Genomic DNA, 18,039 nt, shown 5'->3' with positions numbered 1-18,039 from the left:
TAACTACATTTGTTTATATCATAAACTTTTGTTTATATTTTTTCAACTGTTTTGCTGAAATTTTTTTCAATCCATTGCACAGCAAGACAGAATATTGCTACTATGAATAGGATGAAAGGGGAGATTTATTAAATGACGAACTTTGAAGAGAAATTGGATCGCTACGCTGAATTGGCGGTTGCTGTAGGTGTCAACATCCAGCCCGGCCAACAATTGTATATCGGTGCTTCCATAGAGGCTGCGCCATTCGCACGCCTCGTGGCGAAAAAAGCATACGAAGCAGGAGCACGCGAAGTCCATGTAGACTGGGCTGATGACGAATTGAGCCGCATGCGCTACGAACTGGCGCCGGAAGATTCATTCGCTTCATTCCCATCCTGGAAAGTAAACCAGCGCGAAACACTGGCTGACGAAGGCGCTGCATTCATGAGCATCATTTCGCAAAGCCCTGACTTGCTGAAAGGGATCGACACATCGCGCATCGCTGCAGTCCAAAAAGCTGCCGGCACTGCACTTGCGAAGTATCGTCAATATGTCCAGTCCGATAAGATCAGCTGGACAGTCATCGCCGCTCCTTCCAAAGCATGGGCAAGCAAAGTATTTGCGGATCTGCCGGAAGAACAGCAAGTAGATGCACTATGGGACGCCATCTTCAAAGCAGTCCGCGCAGACCAGAACGATCCCGTCGATGCATGGAAAGTCCACGACGAAACGTTGCACGAGAAAGTCGACTACTTGAACGACAAGAAATACAAAGCACTTCACTACACGTCACCGAATACAGATTTGGAAGTCGGCCTTCCAAAAGGTCACCTATGGGCTGGCGCTGGATCGCTCAACGAAAAAGGACACACGTTCATGGCCAACATGCCTACTGAAGAAGTCTTCACAGTGCCAGACAAAACACGCGTCAACGGCTATGTTTCCAGCACAAAACCGCTTAGCTACGGCGGCAACATCATCGACGATTTCAAAGTCACATTCGCTGACGGCCGCATCACTGAAGTGACTGCTGCACAAGGCGAAGAAGTTTTGAAAGGTCTTGTCGAAACGGATGAAGGCTCTCATTACCTCGGTGAAGTCGCACTCGTGCCGCACCAATCACCGATTTCGGAATCGAACATCCTGTTCTATAATACATTGTTCGACGAGAATGCTTCCAACCACTTCGCGATTGGCAGTGCGTACGCATTCTGTCTTGAAGGCGGCAAAACGATGAGTCAGGAAGAATTACTTGCACACGGTCTGAACCAAAGCATCACGCACGTCGACTTCATGGTCGGCAGTGCTGAAATGGACATCGATGGCATCCTGGAAGATGGCACACGCGAACCGATCTTCCGCGGCGGAAACTGGGCATTCTGACCCCACTTTTCCCGAAGTTCCCATTTCCGACAAAGCATCTGCATATTCCCTCTTAATTTTTTTGGTTGGATGATGTATAATGACGGGTATATGCAATAATATTAAGTATGGATATGGAAAGGAGCTTTCATATGCTACTCGCTCTTACAACTGTTATTGGTTACATGATCGCACTTGGTGCGGTAGGTTTCACAATCATGCACTTCATCAAAAAAGATGTACACGCGCATGATTCAGAAACGATCGACCCGATTCCAGACGAAAAGTTCTAATTCAAGTAAAGAGCTGTACCAGCTGTCATGTCTCATGACACGCCGGAACAGCTCTTTTTCATTAACCGAAACGCACCCTCTCATCATTCCTCGTACCTGGAATGGTTGTGTGCTAACTTGGATAGAAATGGCTGGGGGATTTTCCTTTTAGACTTTGTGTCCTGATGGGAATGACATAATTAGAGCCCGGCTGACCTGCATTCCAGAGCTTCGCACGTAGAGGCGCTGAGAAGATGTTGGCCGAATGAAATTCGGTCAATATCTTTGCGACGAAGCTAGCGCAGCGATGCAGGAGCATATGTTTGCCCTCGCGCCTCCTCGGTCGCTATCGCAACCTGCGGGGTCTCGTCACCACTCTATACTCCAGCGTGCTCGCTCTTCCATTCCGGCTCAGCTCGTTTGATAACAGGAGATTGGTAGAATGTTGACGAGTGGGATGATCCGCGCATAAGTCACCTTCTATTCGTTCTATCAGAAGGTGACGAATGGTAGGGAAGGAGTTCAGGAGGAAAATTACTAGTGGATTTGGTGATCCAACTCGCGCTTCATGGGCTCGAACTCGCGATTCGCATGTCATATCGCATTTCACCCGGTTCATATCGCACTTCACGCATTCCATATCGCATTTCGCTGTTTTTCAATAAATTTCACTCGCCAAATCAGAACCCCAGCGGCCTACGCAGTCAGCCGCCCAGACATTTAACACAACACGAACATTCGAATGAAATGAAAATTCCACCTCACTCCCACTTCTCCCACACTCTCAGCGGAGGAAATGGTTCGGACTGGGCGGAGGGTATGACGAGCGTCCTTCAGCTTGGCTTCTTCCGGGAGCCCTGTCCGAAGCGACGCAGCGGGAATATTGGCCGGAGGAAGTCCCGGTCGATGTTTCTGCGATGGAGCAGCGAAGCGATGCAGGAGCACTGTTTGTCCATGCGCCCCCCTCACTTCTCCAAAACACCCGCTCCCTTCCTTACAATCAAAAAACAATTCATTTACGTAACCATTACAATACGAACCCTTAGACCTACACGCTCACCAAAATGCAGTTCAATGTCCTCACGATATGTATCATTCCCGCTTCCCGCTCTCAGACCTCCCCATTTTCTATGGTAAAATGCGAAAGGTACTTGTACATATAAGGAGGCACGGTCTATGTTTTCTTCAACAGATGTAGGGATTGATCTTGGAACAGCAAATATACTCGTTTACACAAAAGCGAAAGGGATCGTCATCAGCGAACCTTCCGTCGTCGCAATCGACGTCAAAAGTGGCAAGGCAATCGCATTCGGGGAAGAAGCGAAAGCGATGGTCGGGAAAACGCCAGATTCCATCCGTGTCGTCCGTCCGCTTAAAGAAGGCGTCATCGCGGACTACGATGTGACAACTGAACTTTTGAAAATGACAATGCAAAAAGCAGCGAAAGCGACCGGCAGCGCATGGCGCAAACCGAACGTCATGATCTGTACCCCCTCCGGTGCGACATCCGTCGAACGCCGTGCAATTGAAGACGCGGTCCGGCAGAGCGGTGCCAAAACGGTGCATTTGATCGAAGAGCCGGTCGCAGCAGCTGTCGGTTCGGATCTTCCGGTCAGCGATCCGATCGCTTCCGTCGTCGTCGACATCGGCGGTGGAACAACGGAAGTCGGCATCATTTCCTTCGGGGGTGTCGTGTCGTCCAAAACGGTCAAAGTCGGTGGAGACCGCATGGATGAAGACATCATCCAATACGTCCGCAAGGCATACAATGTCCTGATCGGTGAACGCACAGCCGAAGACATCAAGCTGATGATTGGACATGCACTCGTCCCCCATAAATCGATGTCCATGGAAGTGCGTGGCCGCGATATTATGACTGGTCTGCCGAAACAGATTACCTTATCATCGACCGAAATCCAGGAAACATTGAAAGAGTCGCTCATGGCCATTCTTGAATGTATTCGTGCTACGCTCGAAAACTGTCCACCGGAACTTTCCGGAGATATCGTCGATCAAGGGGTCGTCCTTTCAGGTGGCGGTGCCTTATTGAACGGGATGCAGCAATGGCTGTCGGAAGTCCTGTCTGTGCCTGTCCACATATCACCGCAGCCACTCGAGGCGGTCGCAATCGGCACAGGCCGCTCCTTATCGATTATGGATCAAATCGTGAAAATGAATAAATAATTGAAAGTAGAGCTATCCGAATTGCTGTGATATCAGCAGGTAGGTAGCTCTTTTTCCACGCTATTTCCTAGCAATTCTGTAAACTCACTAATTTCACTTCGTTTTTTTTGAAATTTAGCATACACTAGTAAAGAGTAATTCATTTAAGGAGGAGTTCCATTGTCCAGACTAACCGATATTTTAGAGTTCAATAAAGATTTCGTGGAAGGAAAACAGTACGAACAGTTCCTAACTGATAAATTTCCTGATAAGAAAATTGTCATCCTATCCTGCATGGATACAAGGTTATTCGAACTTCTTCCAAAAGCGATGAATTTGAAAAATGGCGATGTCAAAATGGTGAAAAGTGCCGGTGCGATCATCAACCATCCATTTGGCGGCATCATGCGCAGCATCGTCGTCGCAGTCTATGAACTGCAAGCAGACGAAATCTACATCATCGGCCACCACGATTGTGGAATGGCGGCAGTAGATTCCCATAGCATCCTGGACAAAATGAAAGCGCGTGGCATCGATGAGAAGACGATCGAAATGCTCGAATACTCCGGTGTCGACCTGCACGACTGGCTACAAGGGTTCGACAATGTAAGTGAAAGCGTGCACCACAGTGTGCAGATGGTCAAGAACCACCCGTTAATCGATCCGAAAATTCCGGTCCACGGCCTCGTCATCGATCCGACTACCGGTGCACTCGACCTCGTTGTCAATGGTGAAAAAGAAATCACGGTCTGAAAAAGAATAAACGAAAGCCTCCGCAAACAACTTGCGGAGGCTCTTTTCATCATTCTTTTACCACAAGTCCAATCAGCGCAGCGAACTGGATCGCCTGCATCGATGACACTTTGCAGCCTTTCAGGTCATCCAATGCGACGATCATCGTTTCGAATGTCGACGAAGAGATGTCGATCCCTTTCAATGATGTCTCTTCAAAGCTTGTCCCGTTCAAGTCGCACGATAGGAATTCAACGCCTTTTAGCTTGCAGTCGAAGAGATCTGCATTTTGCAAAGAGGTTTCCAAAAAGATCACTTTCTCCAGTTTGGAGTTTCCGAACATCGCCAAGTTCACGATCGACCGGTCGAACTTCACGTTGCCAAAATACGATTCGACCAAGTTGCTGCCGAGCAATTTACAATCGATGAATTCGACTCGGCTCATCGATGCTTTGCTCATATCTGCGTTCGAGAAATCACAGTTCTCAAAACGGACGTCCGTCAAGTCGATCCGGCCGAGGTCCGCGTTCGTGAAGCGGACATTCCGGAGGAGCGTGTTGGTCAGCCGCAGCCGTTCGATTGTCGCACCCGCCGCATCTCCTTGTGAAATGAGCGCGTCTTCTAGTTCCGGCTCCTCGAGATCGAACAGTTCCAACAAGTCCACTTCTTGCAACTCATCGTGTATTTTCGGGGCATTGATTTTCATTTAGTTCTCCACTTTCTGCGATCGCTGCTCTAGTTCAGCAGCAATCCGTTTCTGGCCTGATAAATTGCTTCAAGCCGATTCTCTCCATTATACCTCTTTCTTTTCATAAAAAAATAGGACAGTAATTAGCCGTCCTACTCCACACATCGCGAAAGTCACTTGAACTTTCGCTGCATTTCTTTCCACCATCTAAGATGAGTGGCCTTGCCCTTTCAAAAATCGTCCTCCAGGGCGGCGTAATAATAATGGTCGACCCATCTGCCGTTAATATACAGGAATTGCTTCAGCAAGCCTTCACGTACAAGCCCCGCTTTCTCAAGGACCCGGACAGAGCCGTGGTTTTCAGGCGACACATATGCCTCAATCCGGTGCAGTCCAAGCCGCTTGAATCCGAAGTCTAGCAAGACCTTTACAGCTTCCGATGCAATCCCTTTCCCGATATGCCGTTCGTCCACTGAGTAGCCGATCAACGCACTGAGAAAAGGCATCCGTTTGATACTGTATAAGGAGATATGGCCGATCATCTTATGCGTGTCATGCTCGAAGATCCCGAAACTGTATTCCCGGTTCTCCCCTGCCTGATAGATCGATTCCCGGATTTTCTCCCGCTGGACCGAAATCGTGAAATAACTGTCCTGATGGCGAGGTTCGTAAATCGACCAATAAGCCCGGTTGCGCAGCAGGAGCTGGACCATCTCCGCCGCATCTTCCACCGTCAGCGCACGCAAATAACATGTCTGGCCGCTGAATTCCAGGTTCATACCCGCTCTTTAGACGTCAATTCGATCAATTCCTTGGCGTCTTTGACGCATAAAGCAATGCCTTTTTCCCAGAATGCCTGTTGTGTAATATCTTCGCCAAGATGTTTCATCGCCAAGTCTTCTGCGCTCATGATCGCTGTGTCGCGAAGCAAGGCCATGTATTTCTCTTCGAAGCCCGTTCCTTCTTCCAGCGCTTTCGCGTAGATGCTCAGTGAGAACAAATAGCCGAACGTATACGGGAAGTTGTAGAACGGCACATACGTGATGTAGAAATGCAGTTTCGATGCCCAGAAGTGCGGGTGCGTCGATGCCAAGCCGCCGCCGAACCCTTCTTTCTGTGCCTCGTCCATCAATTCGTTTAGACGTGCAGCCGACACGTAACCGTTCTTCCGCTCTTCATAGAAGCGCGTTTCGAAAAGGAAGCGTGAGTGGATATTCATGAAGAATGCCACACTGCGCTGTACTTTGTCTTCCAGAAGTGCAATCTTCTCTTCGTCGGAAGCTGCATTTTTCACCGCTGCATCCGCAACGATCATCTCTGCGAAAGTCGATGCTGTTTCAGCGACGTTCATCGCGTACGAACGGTTCAGTGGATGAACCGGACGAAGCGCGTAAGAGTGGAACGCGTGTCCGAGCTCATGCGCAAGTGTCGCAACGTTCGACATCGAGCCACTGTACGTCATGAAGATGCGGGATTCCTCCGTTTTCGGAAGGCCTGTACAGAATCCGCCTGGACGTTTGTTCGGACGGTCTTCTGCTTCGATCCAGCCTTTTTCGAAAGCCATCTCAGAGAAGCTCGTCAGTTCTGGACCGAATTTCCCGAAGTGCTCGAGAATGAATTCTGCGCCTTCCTGGTACGAGTATTGCTGCGTGCTTGCTGTGATCGGTGCGTCCACGTCATACCAGTGCAAGCCTTCGCCGCCAAGCATCTTCCCTTTTTGGTTCAAGTAGTCGACGAACGGCTGCTTGTTTTCGCTGATTGCTCCCCACATTGCATCCAATGTTTCTTGCTTCATGCGGTTCATTTGCAGTGGTTCTTGGAGCGGGCTATCCCAGCCGCGCTTTTTGTAAACTTCCAAACGGAAGCCGGCGATCGAGTTCAATGTCTTCGCGAAGAAGTCCTCCTTCTCTGTCCACGCCTCTTCCAGTTTCTCATACGATTCTTTACGGACCGCCGCGTCGCTATGTGCGCTCAAGTTGTTCGCTTGTCCGACAGACATCACTTTTTCCTGTCCATCGATCGTCATGGTGATCTTGATTTCCCCGACAAGCATGTCGTATAGATCGCTCCAGCCGTGGTAGCCGTCCATGCTGAGTGCAGTGATCAAGTTCTCTTCTTCCTCGGACAATTGCTGACGCGCTTCTTCACGCCATTCGTTCAAGAAGAATGCGAACTCGCTCAACTCCGCGCTTTCCAGCAATTCGTCCCAAACAGACTCTTCCGTTTTCGTCAGCTTCTGTTGGATTTTCTGGATCGCCGATTGAATGCGCGCGCTGGCTGTTGCTGATTCGCTTTGCAGAATGAGCGCTGCTTTGTCTTCTGTATTTTGGGCAGTCAAACAACCGATGAATGCACTTGATTGACGGATATGGACCATCGCTTCTTTCACTTTCTCGAGCAGAGCCAAGACTTTCGGGGAATCCTGTACAGAAGCAGGTGTTGCGAACTGTGTCGCCTGCTCTTCGAGTTCCGCCAACTTCGGGGGCGTTGCGTCCATATGTTGGCGCAATTCAGCGGATCCGCTGCCGCCCGGGAACAATACATCCAAATCCCATACTTCCGAATAATTTACTGTAGTCATACTTATGTACCCTCCTGATAGACAAAATTTTCTAAAAACACTCTTATAGTATACCACTTTTATGTTAATGGCGAAATACTAAGAATAGACGTACAAAATTGGCGGTCTTTTGGGTAGTTGGTGTTTGTTGAACATTATGCGGACATGTATACTATAGACTAGAAGGAGGAGACGCTATGTTGCGGATCATTTTAATGACATTGGCGTTCATCGCTGTCATCGCTGTCAATGCGGCGGCTAACATTGTGCCGATCAACGGCCAGACGACAGGAGAAGTCTCCAACCGCTTGACCGTGTTGATCACACCGGCGGGATATGTATTCGCGATCTGGGGCATCATCTATTTGGCCTTAGCTATTTGGATTGCCGGCTTTTGGGTACGTTATGTGAAAGAACAGCAGAAACCCTCGAATACCATCGCACTATTCTTCATTTTAAGTGCTGCCTTCAATATCACATGGCTTCTCTTATGGCATTATGAAATCTTCATTTGGTCAATCGTGGCAATGGTCGGTTATCTCGCTTCACTCAGCGGCCTCTACCTCCAGTACCCGAACGAGGAGCGCAAGTTGACCGAACGCATGCCGATCGCCATCAACTTCGGCTGGGTCAGTGTAGCGACGATCGTCAATATCAGCTATGTGCTCACGTATTACAATTGGAATGGCTGGGGACTCAGCAACGAACTATGGACCGTCATTATGCTGACTGTGGCGACTGCGCTCGCACTGCACATCCGCTTCCATCATTTCGATATCCCGTATGCACTCGTGTTCGTCTGGGCATTCATCGGCATCGCCATCAAGAATGGCACCGGCGAATTACTCGTCATGACTGCCTCTCTATTTTTGACGGGCGTCATCCTCACGGGGATCTTCCTGATCAAGAAAAAACCAATAAGGCACTAAAACGAAAAGGAACGTTCATCCGCAAGTGGATAAACGTTCCTTTTTCATTTCTTATTCGTTTTCAAGCTGCGTCAGTAAAATCGGCTCGCCTTTTGTGACAAGTACGGTGTGCTCGATTTGTGCAACGAGCGACTGATCCGGCGTGATGAATGTCCAGCCGTCACCTGATTCGATGATGTGCTCCGCTTTTTGGGAAACGAACGGCTCGACTGCAAGCACCATGCCTTCTTTCAGGATCGTCTTTTCCCATGCATCATAATAGTTCAGGATGTGCTGCGGCTCTTCGTGAAGGGATTTGCCGATGCCGTGTCCTGTCAGGTTCTTGATGACGAACAGACCGTGCTGCTTCGCTTCCCGCTCGACGGCCTTGCCGATCTGGTTCAGCTTCGAACCGGCCTTCACCTTCGTCATCGCACGCTCGAAAGCGGACAATGCTACTTCACAAAGCTTTTCTTTCTCATCATGACCTTCCCCGACTACGAACGAGATGCCCGTATCAGAGAAATAGCCTTCATATGAACCGGAAACGTCGATATTGACGATATCCCCGTCTTTGATGACACGTTTGCCTGGGATGCCGTGCGCCACTTCTTCGTTGACACTGATGCAAGTGAATCCAGGGAAATCATATTCCCCTTTCGGACCTGATACACCGCCAAGTTCTTCAAACATACGGCCGCCAAGTTCGTCGAGTTCCTTCGTCGTAACGCCTGGCTTCGTCGCTTCCTTCATCGCTTCGCGGATTTTCGCGACCATCTGACCGGCTTTTTTCAGCATTTCGATATCTTTTTCAGTTGTTGCAATCATTGTATACCCTTCTTTCCAGCTTTTCTGTTAGCCATTATACCATAGGAAAAGGGAGCTCTGTAAACAAAGCCCCCTCGCTTTCATGCTCTTGGTTGTGTAAGTCTTGGCGCAGTCGCGAATAACGCCGCACAAGCTGCAGCTGCCACTGCGAATACCGGGATCATGTACGTCGCATTGTAGCCGGCCGAATACAGGACGACATTGCCTGTCGCGAACATCCCGAAGAACAGGATTCCTGTTACGACATGGACGACGTAGCGCAAGAATGAAGCGATCAGCACGCCGATGACGACGGCCGCCGCCGCTTTCCCTTTGTCCCCGTCCTTGACCGCATGCTGGTAACGGCCGCGGAACAGACCTGCAAGCCCGACGACACCGTAAGCAAGCAAGTAATCAAGCAGCACCTGCATTACGACGAACCCGAACGACAGCGGCGTCACAGAGATGAATCCCGTGACGATTTGCAGGAGCCCGACGAGCAGCCCTGTCAGAATACCGGCTCCTACTCCCCGGCGGAACGCCATCAGGACAATCGGGATCATGACCAGGCTGACTGATCCTCCTTGCGGCATGCGGAAGGCAACGAAATCCAGCACGAAACCGAGTGCACCGAAAATCGCAATTTCCATCATGAGTAACACTTTTGGATTTTTCATCGTATTTTCCCCCTATTTTCTGTACAGCACCATAAAAGGGAGGAAACTGCGCCTGAATATAAAAAACGGCATCAGGATAGACCTGACGCCGGAATAAAGGCAGGTTTCCATCCACATTCCTTCGCAAGCGTTAACTCACAGGTTCGAAGGGTCAGAACGTTTCCGTCCACTCTCAGCGATAAGCTCCCCTTGTGGTGTAATACAATTTATTGACTCGCTTCTATTGTACCGAAGAACGGCTTTCGTAGCAAACCTGTTTCATCGTGTCTCCTCTGGGGAAATGTAAGAGAAGAATCTTTTGCAGAGAGGCGGTGAAACCAGCAGTGTACGTATGCTGCTGAACAATTATGATCCATTTGTTAAAAGAACTAATCAAGATCGAAAGCGACTCCCGTGAAGGAGCGAATGCCGCATTGGTGTTCTGCGCCGGCTGGCTGGAGGCACGCGACATTGAATTCCAAGTACTGGAGAACAACGGGTATAAGATGCTCGTGGCCACAAAAGGTCATGGCAATGAAACCATCATCTGGAATGGTCACATCGATGTCGTCCCCGGTCATAGCGAACAATTCGTCCCGATGATCGAGAAGGATAAATTATACGGACGCGGAGCAGCCGATATGAAAGCGGGTGTCGCGGCAATGATGCAAGCATTCGTTGAAATTGACGAGACCCGTCTCGAACGAATCGTCCAGCTCCACATCGTCACCGACGAAGAAATTGGTGGACGCAATACTTCTAAATGGCTTGTTGAACAAGGCTACCACGGTGACTTTGTCATTTGCGGAGAGCCGACAGGTTTGAAGGTCGGCTTGCAGTCGAAAGGGATCCTCCACTTCGATATCACCTTCAAAGGAAAGCCCGCACACGGTTCGCGTCCTTGGGAAGGCATCAATGCGATTGAAAGTGCGATGAAATACCACATGGCGCTGAGCGAACTTCCATTCCGGAAAGAAACATCGGAGTACTTCGGACAGCCTTCCGTGAACTTGGCGATGATCCAGGCAGGTGATCGGTATAATGTCGTGCCGGAACTTTGCACGGTCAAATACGATATCCGTTTCATGCCGGGACAAAGCGCAGAAGAAATCACCGACCAGCTGACGGGCTTGATCAAGACGCTCGAACTGGACGGTGAGTACGAAGCGAGCGACACACCGACACCGGCCTTGACGACACCGGAAGACAATCCATATATCGTGTCGCTGCAGGACGCCATCCGCAAAGTGACTGCCGACGACCCGATCCTATTCGGTCAGCACGGCGCTGCAGACACCCGCTATTATGCTGCAGTCAACGGCGGACAAGGTGCCATCGAATTTGGTCCGGCTGGCGACGACTGGCACGGCAATGCCGAATTCGGAAAGATTTCGTCCATTGAACAATTCAAGGACATCCTGCTCCAGCAAGCGCTGAACGAATGAATGCGTTTCAACCCCGCTAATCGGGGGAAAAGAACCATAAGCAAATACGAAATGGAGCGATTTTGATGAAAATTGGCAGACTTGTAAAGACCGCAGTTAAATATGCACCGATTGCCTACCCGATCATCCGCAAGATGATGAAGAATAGGAAAAAAGGCGGCGTCGATGTAAACCAGCAGCGCCCAAGCGGACAACCGCGAAGAAAATAATACAGGTAGCCGGCCACCGGGCGTGTTTCACGTTTTGGTGTCCGGTTTTTTTGAGGGGAAATTTACTGGTGTGAGTGATGGATGCCCCCGGATCGGCCGCGGCCGATCCAATCAAACCATTTTTGGATTTTCGGATGAATCCCGGTTATGTGGTGGTGAATGCAAGCTATCTGGACCCGAACGCCGGTTATCGGGCGGCAAACAACGGTTATCATCCAATCTCCGGTTATTTGGATCGGTTCTCCGGTTATCCGCCCGCCGCTCTCCCCACACGCCATTCCACCTAACAAAAAAAGCCTCAGAACTCGCAGTCAGCGAATCCTGGGGCATCGACATTTTTAAATATAAAGTATCGGTCCTTTGATGGCCAAGTAATCCATTTTCACATCTTCAGAAGGCTTCCGCACAGATGCATCCGGGTCCGTCGTTGTGCTCTGCGGCGCGGTAGCACTTGCTGCTTCCTGCTGCGCCATGATCTGCTCGAATGATTGCGGAGCAGGTTTTGGCAATTCATACTGCTCCACTTTCCAGCGCGGCGCATACGAGGCTAAAAATGCATTGGCCATCGCCTGGTAGCCGAGAATGTTCGGGTGGACGTCTGCCGCATTTGGCACCTTGTCAGTCGCACCGTCACCGAATGCTGCGTCGACCGGAATGAATACCGCGTCCGCCTGTTCAGCGGTCCGCTTCAAGATGGCGTTCAGACGGTCCAGTTGCTGGCCGACGCCTGCTTTCTGCGAATCGCGCGCATGCGGATATGCGAAGTAATAGCCCATGACATACACATCTGCATTCGGTGCGCGGTCCGTTAATTCTGCTAACGTCTTCTCCATGTTTTGCCGCGCTTTGTTCATGGCGAAGTCCGCTTGGATCTGATCGAACGCAAGTGAGCCTTGGTCAGGATTCGACTGCACCAGTTGCAAGAGATCGTTGGCACCGGCGGAGATCGTGATGATGTTCGCCTGCTTCAGCACTTCTTGCGCTTCAGCGGAGCGGACGCGCTCCAATACATCAGCAGTGGTGAAGCCCGGAAATGCCAAGTCTTTCGTGTAGAAGACGACGCGCTGATGACGCACCAGTTCTTGGGCGATCAAGTCGGAGTAGCCTGTGTCGATGGCGTTATCCGGCGTCTGTCCGGCAGCGAGTGAATCGCCGAGCGCCACATAAGCTGCCGGCGTCTTCAATTCGGCAGAAACAGGCGCTGCCACACCGGACAAGCTGACTGCAGCAACAACCATTAATATCAGCTTCTTCACATCGATTTCCTCCTTACTCCGCCCAGTCTCCGTTTCGGAATACAGCTTCCACTGTGCCATCCGGCAAAATCCCGTCGATGGACAGCTCGGCATTTCCGATCATGAAATCTTCATGCACGATGGACGTGTTCAAGCCGATTGCTTCCAACTGGCCGCGTTCCAAATCTGCTGCTCCTTCGTGACAAGTCGGGTACGAATCCCCGATCGCCAAGTGACAAGAAGCGTTTTCGTCGAATAGTGTGTTGTAAAACAAGATGCCACTGTCGGAAATCGGTGAATGATACGGCACGAGTGCCACTTCTCCGAGATATGCCGCTCCCGGATCGGACGCGACTAGCTCCTTCAACAATTCCTCATTCTGTTCAGCTGACACTTCCGTAATCTGCCCTTGTTCAAACTTCAAAGTGAAGCCGTCAATGACGTTGCCGTTGTAGACGAACGGCTTCGTATTGCGCACCGTTCCTTCGACACCTTGCTTCAGTGGCACTGTGTAAACTTCTTCAGTCGGCATGTTGGCGATGAATGGTGTGCCATTCGGCGTCTTCGCAGCGCCCGTCAGCCAAATATGACCTTCTGGCAGTTCGATCGTCAAATCCGTACCTGTCGATTTGTAGTGCAGCTTGCTGTAGCGCTTCGCATTCAGCAAAGCAGCGCGTTTGTCGAGTGTCGCCATGTGCTCTTGCCATTTAGCGACCGCATTGCCCCCGCCGATCCGGACAGTCTTGAAAATCGCTTCCCACAACGCTTCGATCTGCGCTTCACCCGTCAATTCCGGGAATACTTTCGCAGCCCATTTTGGAGACGGAACAGCAACGATCGACCATGCCACTTTATCCGAACCGACCGCTTGGCGATAACGGACAAGTGACTTCCCAGCAGCCTTCTGGAAATCGGATAGCCGCTTTGCCGGAATGCCCGCAAGCAAATCCGGATCTTCCGCGTCGATCCATAGGAAAGCTCCGCCGGTATCGATGATTTCGTCGCGCTGACGGACAATGTATTCGGGATAAGATTGGAACGCTTCGTCCGGAGCCAGCTCGTAATGAATGCGCGTCTGCACCGGATCTTCATAGTTCACATATACTTGCTTCGCACCAGCTTCATACGCTTTGCGCACGACAAGGCGGGTGAATTCCAACGTTTCAACTGTTGCCTGGACAGCAATCACTTGGCCTTCTTGAACGTTCAGCCCGACACGGACCGTCAGTTCAGCATATTGCTCTAACTTTTCTTGAAAGTTCATTTTCGCACTCCTTTTACAAGTGACGTCTTGCTGTTTCCTTCGATCAGTTCTCCGCCGCGCAATACTTTCTGCACCGGCTTGCTGGCAACTTGTTTGATCATTTTCTTGTAATGTTTTTCGTCTTTATATGCAAGAAGCGTCAGCACTTCGCCGTCTGCTCCTGCACGTCCTGTTCTTCCTGAACGGTGGACATATTGTTCGGGCGTCTGCGGGACATCGACGTGGATGACGTGTGTCACCATTTCGATATCAAGGCCGCGTGCCGCAACTTCCGTCGCCATCAAAAGGGAGACGTCCCCTTTACGGAATGCGTCGAGTGCGCGTTTCCGTTCATCTTTTTTCATCTCCGAGTGGAGGACGACGATTTTCGCGTCACGGAATTTCAGCTTGTCTTCTTTCATCAAAAGCTGGTCCAAGTTGTTGACGAAGACCAAGCCTTTCATGTCCTTCATGTGGGACAAGCTGCGCAACAGGTCGGTCTTATCGCGCTCATCGACTTTGATGAACGAGTGGGTGATCTTCCCTTGTGCCGGCATGTCCTCAGCCGTTACACGGATGCGGACCGGATCTTTCATCATACGTTCCGCTACAAGTTCCACTTCTTCTGTGATCGTCGCAGAAACGAGGACGATCTGGCGGTCCTGCTGCGTCGCTGAAATCAAGTCCTTCATGATGCCGCGGTGTTCGCGGGCCATCAGCTGGTCCCCTTCATCCAAGACGAGCGTCCGGATCTCATGCATCTTCAGCTTCTTCGATTTCACTAGCTCGTTCAAGCGTCCCGGAGTTCCGACGACGATGGCCGGCTTCTTCTTAAGCTTCTCCAATTGACGCTGCATGTTCGCACCGCCGATCAGTTGTGTCACTGTCAAATCTGTTCCTTCGATCCACTCACGTATGACATTGACGATCTGCATCGCCAGTTCCTGTGAAGGCGCAACGATCATCGCTTGCGTCTGTTTGCGCTGCGGATCGATTGCTTCAAGGATCGGCAAAACATACGCAAGCGTCTTCCCTGATCCAGTCGGGGACTCTGCGACGATGTCTTTTCCGGCAAGCATCTCCGGAATCATTTTCTCCTGTATCGGCATTGCGGATTCGAATCCAGCCTTCTGCCATTTTTCCTGCCATTTATCGTTCATTCCATTTATAAATTCCATGTTCAATTCCACCTTCTTTTGAATGCTTTCAGTGTACCATATTTGCCGTTTTTACGCCTTTTTCTACAAAGAAAAAGCCGACCCCGAAGGATCAGCTTTCAATCGAATCAGAGACCGGCTTTCTGGAGTAAACCAATTCTTTTTCCTCTTCATCCGCAGGTCGTCCCGGCTTCTTGATGAAGAATACCAGAGCGAGCGCGACGATTGAAATCACAGTCGACACTTGGAAAGAGAATGTAATTCCTTCGAGCATCGCTGTATTCATGATTTCTTCCGCGGGCGTGCCATCCGCCGTCAAACGGCCGACTTCCATGCCGGTGCGCATATTCATCAACGAAACGAGAAACGCCGAGCCGATCGCTGCAGACACTTGCTGCAGTGTATTATTGATGGCCGTACCATGCGGATAAGCCCGCATCGGCAATTGGTTCAAACCGTTCGTCATGACCGGCATCATGACGAGTGATATCCCGAGCATCCGGGCCGTATAGATCGCCATGACGACGAAGTAATTCGTATCCACGGTCAACGAGCTGAACATGTACGTCGTGATGACGACAAGCAACAGTCCCGGAATCGCCAGTACTTTCGCACCGAAGCGGTCGAATAGATTCCCTGTGACCGGCGACATGATCCCCATCAGGAGAGCTCCCGGAAGCATCATGAGTCCGGACTCGATCGGCGAAATGCCTTTGATCGTCTGAATGTAGATCGGCATGAGGATCATCGCGGAGAACATCGAGATTGACAAGACGACCGAAATGATGGAAGACAACGCGAACATCGGATATTTATAGACACGCAGCTCCAACAATGGTTCTTTCAATTTCAACTGACGGAAGACGAAGATCACCAATGCGATGATTCCGACTGCGATCGTCACGAGCACGACCGGATTGTCCCAGCCAAGTGAGCCGCCGGACGAGAATCCGTAAAGCACTCCACCGAATCCGATAGTCGATAAGACAAGTGACATGAAGTCGAGCGAGATGTTGCGGTTTTGGAACGTCAAGTTCTTCAATTTGAAAATCCCGAGCGCTAATGGAATAAGCGCGATCGGCAAAACGATGAAGAACAACACGCGCCAAGAGTAGTTCTCGACGATGAACCCGGACAATGTCGGTCCGATCGCCGGAGCAACGACCATGACAAGTCCGAAGTAGCCCATCGCACGTCCACGTTTTTCAACGGGGAATGCTGTGAGCATGACGTTCATCAAGAGCGGCATCATCAAGGCAGACCCTGAAGCCTGCACCATGCGTCCCGCCAGTAGTACGCTGAAGGCCGGGGCGATTCCGGCAAGCAAAGTTCCAAGCGCGAACAGCGACATTGCCACGATGAAGATCGTACGGTTCGAGAAGCGCTGGATAAAGTAAGCACTCGCTGGAATCAAGATGCCGTTGACCAGCATATATCCTGTAATGAGCCACTGTGCTGTGGCTGCGTCGATTTGAAAATCAGCCATGATTTCAGGAAGCGCGATATTCAGCAGCGTCTGGTTGAAGATCGCTACGAAAGCTCCGGTAAACAAAATTGCAATAATGCCATAAGGCGTTTTTTTCTCAGTCATTCCTTTTCCTCCACACTCGAAAATTAATCCATTTCCACATTCTATACCGCTTGTCTTGTATAATCAAGAAAAATTGACCGAATGCGTCAAAAAGTTGATTTGACAGCACTTTCATTGTATTCTCTTAGTAGACCAATAGTATGAAGGTGATGAATTGAACGTTAAAAAACAACAGATATTGACTTCGGCCCATACGCTGTTCACAACAAAAGGATATATGAGCACGTCCCTACAAGACATTCTGGACAATGCAAAAGTGTCCAAAGGGACGTTTTATCATTATTTTTCCTCAAAATCGGATTGTCTCATCGAGATCATCAAATCGATCATCAGCGAGATCCAACAAAAACGGCGTGCCATCGCACAAAGCCGTGCGGCAGATGACCCATCCGTACTGGCAGAGCAATTGGCCATCCGGATCGAAATGAACCGGATGCGCAATTTGATTCTTCTGTACGAAAGCATCTTCCATACGCAGGAGCCGGAATTGAAACGTTTCGCGCAAAGCAACTTCATGGAGGAAGTGAACTGGCTCGCGAAGCGCATCGTCGACTTGTACGGCCATGAAATTGAGCCGTATGCACTCGATAATGCGGTCATCTTGAATGGCTCCATCCAGCACTTGAGCCAAGTATGGAAGCTGAATACGACCGAAGAGCTGCCGACGAAGGAACTGGCAAGCTACCTCATCACGCGGCTGGCGGACTCGATCGAATCCCAGGCAGCACACCAGATTGCGTTCCTGAAGAGCGGAACACTGCCTGGCTTGGCGAAGGAAGAACTGCTGCCTCCTGACGAGATCAGCGCCAAACTGCGGCAAGCTGCAGCATCCGCGCAAGACGATGTACGCGAGCTTCTCGTCTTCCTCGCCGAAGAACTTGATTCGGAAGCTCCGCGCTTTACGTTGATGCAAAGCGCCTTGACCTCACTGTCGAAGCACCCTGAAGTGACCCGCCTGTCGTTTTTACTCGAACAGATGTGGCGCACGATCAACGCTTCCAAAAACAGATAAAAGAACGCCAGACCTTT

Annotated in this window: 17 protein-coding genes; 8 read left to right on the top strand and 9 right to left on the bottom strand. The window is 50.4% G+C overall.

Going from position 1 to position 18,039, the window contains the following annotated elements; translation table 11 throughout:
* Positions 1-132 precede the first annotated feature (132 nt).
* From GIW82_RS13710 to GIW82_RS13695, 4 genes are all read left to right on the top strand, one after another.
* Positions 133-1,365: an aminopeptidase gene (locus GIW82_RS13710; RefSeq protein WP_154750519.1), complete on the top strand. Its 1,233-nt coding sequence runs from the start codon at positions 133-135 to the stop codon at positions 1,363-1,365.
* Positions 1,366-1,496: 131 nt separating this feature from the next.
* Complete coding sequence (locus tag GIW82_RS13705) at positions 1,497-1,637, top strand: hypothetical protein (protein WP_154750518.1); 141 nt, start codon at positions 1,497-1,499, stop codon at positions 1,635-1,637.
* A gap of 1,155 nt (positions 1,638-2,792) precedes the next feature.
* The gene (mreBH, locus tag GIW82_RS13700; RefSeq protein WP_154750517.1) at positions 2,793-3,800 is read left to right on the top strand and encodes a rod-share determining protein MreBH; all 1,008 of its coding nucleotides are present in this window, start codon (positions 2,793-2,795) and stop codon (positions 3,798-3,800) included.
* A 159-nt stretch (positions 3,801-3,959) separates the two neighbouring features.
* On the top strand, positions 3,960-4,532 hold the full coding sequence (locus GIW82_RS13695; protein ID WP_154750516.1) for a beta-class carbonic anhydrase: 573 nt from the start codon (positions 3,960-3,962) through the stop codon (positions 4,530-4,532).
* 49 nt (positions 4,533-4,581) lie between these two features.
* On the opposite strand, the gene GIW82_RS13690 is transcribed toward GIW82_RS13695, so the two are convergent.
* From GIW82_RS13690 to GIW82_RS13680, 3 genes are all read right to left on the bottom strand, one after another.
* On the bottom strand, positions 4,582-5,217 hold the full coding sequence (locus tag GIW82_RS13690) for a pentapeptide repeat-containing protein (RefSeq protein ID WP_154750515.1): 636 nt from the start codon (positions 5,215-5,217) through the stop codon (positions 4,582-4,584).
* A 212-nt stretch (positions 5,218-5,429) separates the two neighbouring features.
* Entirely contained in the window at positions 5,430-5,978 is a 549-nt protein-coding gene (locus GIW82_RS13685; protein WP_154750514.1) for a GNAT family N-acetyltransferase, read from the bottom strand.
* On the bottom strand, positions 5,975-7,780 hold the full coding sequence (locus tag GIW82_RS13680; protein WP_154750513.1) for a M3 family oligoendopeptidase: 1,806 nt from the start codon (positions 7,778-7,780) through the stop codon (positions 5,975-5,977). The genes GIW82_RS13685 and GIW82_RS13680 overlap by 4 nt, the downstream gene beginning before the upstream one ends.
* A 176-nt stretch (positions 7,781-7,956) precedes the next feature.
* On the opposite strand from GIW82_RS13680, the gene GIW82_RS13675 reads away from it, so the two are divergent.
* Positions 7,957-8,688, top strand: a complete 732-nt coding sequence (locus GIW82_RS13675) for a tryptophan-rich sensory protein (protein WP_154750512.1) — start codon at positions 7,957-7,959, stop codon at positions 8,686-8,688.
* Positions 8,689-8,739: 51 nt separating this feature from the next.
* Here the strand turns inward: GIW82_RS13675 and map are convergent, their stop codons facing one another.
* Together map and thiT are read right to left on the bottom strand one after the other, a co-directional pair.
* Complete coding sequence (gene map / locus GIW82_RS13670) at positions 8,740-9,495, bottom strand: type I methionyl aminopeptidase (RefSeq protein WP_154750511.1); 756 nt, start codon at positions 9,493-9,495, stop codon at positions 8,740-8,742.
* Between the two features lie 80 nt (positions 9,496-9,575).
* A complete protein-coding gene (gene thiT / locus GIW82_RS13665; RefSeq protein WP_154750510.1) occupies positions 9,576-10,151 on the bottom strand; it encodes an energy-coupled thiamine transporter ThiT in 576 nt (191 codons plus the stop codon).
* Positions 10,152-10,498: 347 nt separating this feature from the next.
* Here thiT and GIW82_RS13660 point away from each other — a divergent pair, with 347 nt between their 5' ends.
* Complete coding sequence (locus GIW82_RS13660; protein WP_154750509.1) at positions 10,499-11,575, top strand: M20 family metallopeptidase; 1,077 nt, start codon at positions 10,499-10,501, stop codon at positions 11,573-11,575.
* Between the two features lie 65 nt (positions 11,576-11,640).
* Positions 11,641-11,784, top strand: coding sequence for a hypothetical protein (locus tag GIW82_RS14780; RefSeq protein ID WP_195914062.1), 144 nt, complete (start codon positions 11,641-11,643; stop codon positions 11,782-11,784).
* Positions 11,785-12,122: 338 nt separating this feature from the next.
* On the opposite strand, the gene GIW82_RS13655 is transcribed toward GIW82_RS14780, so the two are convergent.
* The 4 genes from GIW82_RS13655 to GIW82_RS13640 form a co-directional block, all read right to left on the bottom strand.
* Positions 12,123-13,040 (bottom strand): SGNH/GDSL hydrolase family protein, encoded by a 918-nt coding sequence (locus tag GIW82_RS13655; RefSeq protein WP_370456245.1) that lies wholly within the window; start codon positions 13,038-13,040, stop codon positions 12,123-12,125.
* A gap of 13 nt (positions 13,041-13,053) precedes the next feature.
* Complete coding sequence (locus GIW82_RS13650) at positions 13,054-14,283, bottom strand: aminopeptidase (RefSeq protein ID WP_154750508.1); 1,230 nt, start codon at positions 14,281-14,283, stop codon at positions 13,054-13,056.
* Positions 14,280-15,440: a DEAD/DEAH box helicase gene (locus tag GIW82_RS13645; protein WP_154750507.1), complete on the bottom strand. Its 1,161-nt coding sequence runs from the start codon at positions 15,438-15,440 to the stop codon at positions 14,280-14,282. Before GIW82_RS13645 ends, GIW82_RS13650 begins: the two co-directional genes overlap by 4 nt.
* 91 nt (positions 15,441-15,531) lie before the next feature.
* Positions 15,532-17,010 (bottom strand): DHA2 family efflux MFS transporter permease subunit, encoded by a 1,479-nt coding sequence (locus tag GIW82_RS13640; RefSeq protein WP_154750506.1) that lies wholly within the window; start codon positions 17,008-17,010, stop codon positions 15,532-15,534.
* 154 nt (positions 17,011-17,164) lie between these two features.
* Between GIW82_RS13640 and GIW82_RS13635 the strand changes: the two genes are divergently transcribed.
* Positions 17,165-18,022, top strand: a complete 858-nt coding sequence (locus GIW82_RS13635; protein ID WP_154750505.1) for a TetR/AcrR family transcriptional regulator — start codon at positions 17,165-17,167, stop codon at positions 18,020-18,022.
* The last annotated feature ends 17 nt before the right edge of the window (positions 18,023-18,039 follow it).

The sequence above is a fragment of the Planomicrobium sp. YIM 101495 genome (assembly GCF_009707665.1).
GTDB lineage: Bacteria > Bacillota > Bacilli > Bacillales_A > Planococcaceae > Planococcus.
Note: the sequence above shows the minus strand (reverse complement) of the source record. Positions and strands in the feature narration are given on the sequence as shown.

Bases quoted from the DNA above. Each gene is read 5' to 3' on its own strand.
- GIW82_RS13710 (WP_154750519.1), top strand. From the start codon at position 133: ATGACGAACTTTGAAGAGAAATTGGATCGCTACGCTGAATTGGCGGTT.
- GIW82_RS13705 (WP_154750518.1), top strand. From the start codon at position 1,497: ATGCTACTCGCTCTTACAACTGTTATTGGTTACATGATCGCACTTGGT.
- mreBH (WP_154750517.1), top strand. From the start codon at position 2,793: ATGTTTTCTTCAACAGATGTAGGGATTGATCTTGGAACAGCAAATATA.
- GIW82_RS13690 (WP_154750515.1), bottom strand. From the start codon at position 5,217: ATGAAAATCAATGCCCCGAAAATACACGATGAGTTGCAAGAAGTGGAC.
- GIW82_RS13685 (WP_154750514.1), bottom strand. From the start codon at position 5,978: ATGAACCTGGAATTCAGCGGCCAGACATGTTATTTGCGTGCGCTGACG.
- GIW82_RS13680 (WP_154750513.1), bottom strand. From the start codon at position 7,780: ATGACTACAGTAAATTATTCGGAAGTATGGGATTTGGATGTATTGTTC.
- GIW82_RS13675 (WP_154750512.1), top strand. From the start codon at position 7,957: ATGTTGCGGATCATTTTAATGACATTGGCGTTCATCGCTGTCATCGCT.
- map (WP_154750511.1), bottom strand. From the start codon at position 9,495: ATGATTGCAACAACTGAAAAAGATATCGAAATGCTGAAAAAAGCCGGT.
- thiT (WP_154750510.1), bottom strand. From the start codon at position 10,151: ATGAAAAATCCAAAAGTGTTACTCATGATGGAAATTGCGATTTTCGGT.
- GIW82_RS13660 (WP_154750509.1), top strand. From the start codon at position 10,499: ATGATCCATTTGTTAAAAGAACTAATCAAGATCGAAAGCGACTCCCGT.
- GIW82_RS14780 (WP_195914062.1), top strand. From the start codon at position 11,641: ATGAAAATTGGCAGACTTGTAAAGACCGCAGTTAAATATGCACCGATT.
- GIW82_RS13650 (WP_154750508.1), bottom strand. From the start codon at position 14,283: ATGAACTTTCAAGAAAAGTTAGAGCAATATGCTGAACTGACGGTCCGT.
- GIW82_RS13645 (WP_154750507.1), bottom strand. From the start codon at position 15,440: ATGGAATTTATAAATGGAATGAACGATAAATGGCAGGAAAAATGGCAG.
- GIW82_RS13640 (WP_154750506.1), bottom strand. From the start codon at position 17,010: ATGACTGAGAAAAAAACGCCTTATGGCATTATTGCAATTTTGTTTACC.